The organism is Micromonospora sp. 4G55 (assembly GCF_016803375.1).
The window spans coordinates 1-3,883 of sequence record NZ_JAEVHN010000578.1; the positions used below are offsets into that span (position 1 = coordinate 1).

General features: G+C 75.0%; 1 protein-coding gene and 3 pseudogenes. 2 read left to right on the forward strand and 2 right to left on the reverse strand.

Translation table 11 applies throughout. The features are described from left to right. Positions 1–92: 92 nt before the first annotated feature. Positions 93–578 (forward strand): annotated as a pseudogene (locus JNW89_RS30205) (allophanate hydrolase subunit 2 family protein); the annotation flags it as partial. Next, positions 562–1,311 carry a LamB/YcsF family protein gene (locus tag JNW89_RS30210; protein ID WP_179802542.1) on the forward strand — a complete coding sequence of 250 codons (750 nt, stop codon included), beginning with the start codon at positions 562–564 and terminating at the stop codon, positions 1,309–1,311. The pseudogene JNW89_RS30205 and the gene JNW89_RS30210, both read left to right, overlap by 17 nt. Before the next feature lie 55 nt (positions 1,312–1,366). On the opposite strand, the pseudogene JNW89_RS30215 reads toward JNW89_RS30210, so the two are convergent. Then, positions 1,367–3,198: pseudogene (locus tag JNW89_RS30215) on the reverse strand (NHL domain-containing thioredoxin family protein). A gap of 118 nt (positions 3,199–3,316) precedes the next feature. Further along, positions 3,317–3,883 (reverse strand): annotated as a pseudogene (locus tag JNW89_RS30220) (hypothetical protein); the annotation flags it as partial.

Here is a 3,883-nt window from a genome sequence, read left to right on the forward strand (position 1 = left end):
CCAGTGCCGCCAGCCGGTCCCTGGCCGCCGCCCACTCGGCCCGGGCCATCGTGGTGAGATGACCGGCCGCGGTGGCCGTCGCCTCCCGCGCGGCACCGGTGCTCGGCAGCCGCGCCACCGACACCCTCTCCGGCCTCGGCCCACCCCCGGTACGCGACGGCGACCGCCTCCCGCTCGGTCCGTGGCCCGGGCCGCCGCCACCGGTGGACGTGACCGTCGGTCGGCCCCCGGCCGGCGAGCTGCGGCTGACCCTGCGCCCCGGGCCACGGGCCGACTGGTTCAGCCCGGACGCGCTCGACCGGCTGCTCGGCACCCCGTACACGGTCAGTCCGGTGGGCGACCGGGTCGGCGCGCGACTGACCGGCGCGCCGCTGCCCCGCGCGGTGGCCGGTGAACTGCCCAGCGAGGGGATCGTGCTCGGCGCGGTGCAGGTCCCGGCCGACGGCCAGCCGTTGGTCTTCCTGGCCGACCACCCCACCACCGGCGGGTACCCCGTCATCGGGGTGGTGGACGACGTGACCGGACTCGCGCAGGCCCGGCCAGGGACTACGGTGAGGTTCCATGGACCTCAACGCTGACCTCGGCGAGGGATTCGGCATCTGGCGGCTCGGCGACGACGACGCGCTGCTGGACCTGGTCACCTCGGCCAACGTCGCCTGCGGCTTCCACGGCGGTGACCCGTCGACCATGCGGCGGGTCTGCGCCGCGGCGGCCGATCGCGGCGTGGCCATCGGCGCCCAGGTCGGCTACCGCGACCTCGCCGGCTTCGGCCGCCGGCGCATCGAGTACGCCTTCACCGAGCTGCGCGACGAGGTCACCTACCAGCTCGGCGCCCTGGACGCGTTCTGCCGGCTGTTCCGCACCCGGGTCCGCTACCTCAAGCCGCACGGCGCGCTCTACCACGCGGCGGCCGTCGACGAGTCGCAGGCCGCCGCCCTGGTCGCCGCCGTCAGCGGGTACGACGACCAGCTGCCGATCCTTTGCGCCCCCGGCTCGAAGCTCGCCCAGCTCGCCGTCGGGGCGGGCCTGCGGGTGGTCGCCGAGGGCTTCGCCGACCGGGGCTACCTGCCCAACGGCTCACTGGTGCCCCGCACCGCCCTCGGCGCGCTGGTCACCGACCCGGAGGAGGTGGCCGCCCGGGCCGTACGGATGGCCACCGAGCGGACCGTCGTCGCGGTCGACGGCACCGTCATCCCGTGCGCGGTCGGCTCGATCTGCCTGCACGGTGACACCCCGGGCGCGGTCGCCTCGGCGGCCCTGGTGCGGGCCGCGCTGCTCGACGCGGGCGTCACCCCGAAGCCCTTCGTCTGACGGTCCCGCTCCGCGTGGTGTCGCAGTCGGCACCCGAGTGGACGGGCGCCGACGCTCAGGCGTCCAGGCCGCGCAGCACCAGCGGCAGCCGGGTCGCGCCGCCCTCGACCACCCGCACCGGTACGCCCCAGTCCTGCCGGGTCAGGTGGCAGGCGGCGTGCTCGACGTCCTTGTCGCAGGTGGCCGCCTGGGCGGTCACCTGGAGCACCCCGCCGGCCACGCTTCCGTCGATCACCAACCGCCGGGACAGGTCGGTGGTGGTGCCGGCCCCCTCGACCAGCAGCTCCGGCGGGGAGGCGGAGACCACCAGCCGGGTCGACGGGCCGTACGTCTCGTCCAGCTTCTGCCCGGGCGCGGGCGTGAAGATCACGTCGAGGGTCAGCTCGCCCGCCGCCACGTCGGTCGGCTTGCGCTCCACCTGGTGCCGGGGGCCGTTCACCGTGCTCGCCCCGGCCGCCGTGAGCGTGCCCGGCGCCAGTCGGGTCAGCCGGTGCGCGGACGACTCGACCACCAGCACGTCACCCTCGGCGGTGAGCACCACGTCGCTCGGCTCGGCCAGGCCGTCGGCCACCGTGGCGACCTGGTCGGTCGCCGGGTCGAAGCGGCGCACCGCGCCGTTGTAGGTGTCGGCGATCAGCACCGAGCCGTCCGGCAGCGCGCACACCCCGAGCGGGTGCTGCAGCAGCGCCCGGTCGGCCGGGCCGTCCACGTGGCCGAAGTCGAAGAGGCCCTGCCCCACGGCGGTGGTCAGCACGCCGTTCTCGACGTAGCGGATCGCGCTGGTCTCGCTGTCGGCCACCCAGAGCCGGGTGCCGTCGGCCGAGACGGAGAGCCCGGAGGGCTGCGCCATCCACACGTCCGGCAGCGGACCGTCGCGCAGCGCCTCTACCGTGGTGCCGGCGTACATGCCGGCGGTGCGGCGGATCGGGTCGAACCACCAGAGCTGGTGGATGCCGGCCATCGCGATGACGACCTTGTCGTCGTACCAGGCCAGGTCCCAGGGGGAGGAGAGGTCGACCGAGAGCGCGTCGTGCGCGTGGTCGTCGACCGAGGACCGCCACTGCCGGCCGGTGCCGGCCACCGTCACCACTTCGCCGGTCGCCAGCCGTACGCCGCGCAGCAGGTGGTTGACGGTGTCCGCGACCACCAGGTCGTAGCCGGCCACCTCGGCGACGTGCGCGGGGAGCAGGCAGAGCCCCTGCGGCTCGGCGAAGCTGGCCGCGTCGGCCGGCCCGTCGGTTCGGCCCCGCTCGCCGGTGCCGATCCGCCGGACCAGGCTCTCGCCGTCGGGGGCCAGTTCGGCCAGGGAGTGCCGGGCCGAGTCCGAGACCAGCAGGTTGCCACCGTCGAGCACCACGCCTTGCCGGGGAAGCGCAGGGTGGTCTCCGGCTCGGCCGGCGGGACGTACGGGCCGTCGCCCCGGTGCAGGGTGCCCTTCGCCGTGTGGGTGGCGACCAGGTCGTCGACCAGTCGGGTGAGCCCCTCGGCGTGGCCCTCGCCGGCCATGGTGGCCACCACGTAACCCTCGGGGTCGACCACGGCCAGGGTGGGCCAGGCCTTCGCCGCGTACTGGCCCCACATGTCCAGCTCGGGGTCGTCCAGCACCGGGTGGTGCACCCCGTACCGCTCGACGGCGGCGGCCAGCGCGTCCGCGTCCTTCTCGTGTTCGAACTTCGGCGAGTGCACGCCGATCACGACGAGCACGTCGGCGTACTTCTCCTCCAGCGGGCGCAGCTCGTCGAGCACGTGCAGGCAGTTGATGCAGCAGAAGGTCCAGAAGTCGAGCAGGACGATCCGGCCGCGCAGGTCGGCGAGCTTGAGCTCCCGCCCGCCGGTGTTCAGCCAGCCCCGACCGTGCAGCTCAGGAGCCCGTACGCGTGCGCTCATGACCCCAGTCTGCCGGATGCCGGGCCGCCGCCACGGCGTGACCCCGCGCGTGGTCGATCACGCCACAGCGGATACGACGGCGGGGCCACGGATCACCGTGGCCCCGCGCCGGAACGTGCTACTTGGCGGCCGGCTTGAGGCAGAGCACCCGGTCGGCGCCGCTGCCCGGCAGCACCACGTGCGGCTGGGCCGGGTCGGCGCAGTTCTCCTTCGCGTCGACCTTGGAGACCACGGTGAACGCGTTCGGATCGCCGCACTCCGCCGCGGTCGCGCCGTTGCCGGACTGCTTGACGCAGGAGCCGACGGCCGGGTTGAACGGGGCGGGCTTCTCCTCCCCGCCGATCTTGCCCAGCAGGCTGAGCAGGCCGAGCGGGACGGCCAGGATCAGCACCGCCGCGATCAGCACCATGGCCAGCACCCGGCCGTTGCGCACCTTCGGCACCGGCTGCTCGACCTTCGGCTCCGCGTCCGGCTTGAACGCGTCGAAGCGTCCCTGCTCGGGCTCCGGATCCTGGTGCCAGGCGCCCGGACCGGGCTGGTTGCCGGGCGGGAAGGGCTGACCGGCGGGCGGGAACTGCTGACCCGCGGGCGGGAACTGCGGCCCGGCCGGCGGGAACTGCGGCCCCGCCTGCGGGAACGGCGCCGTGCCGCCGCCGTGGGCCGGGTCGTGGGCCGGGTGGCCGTA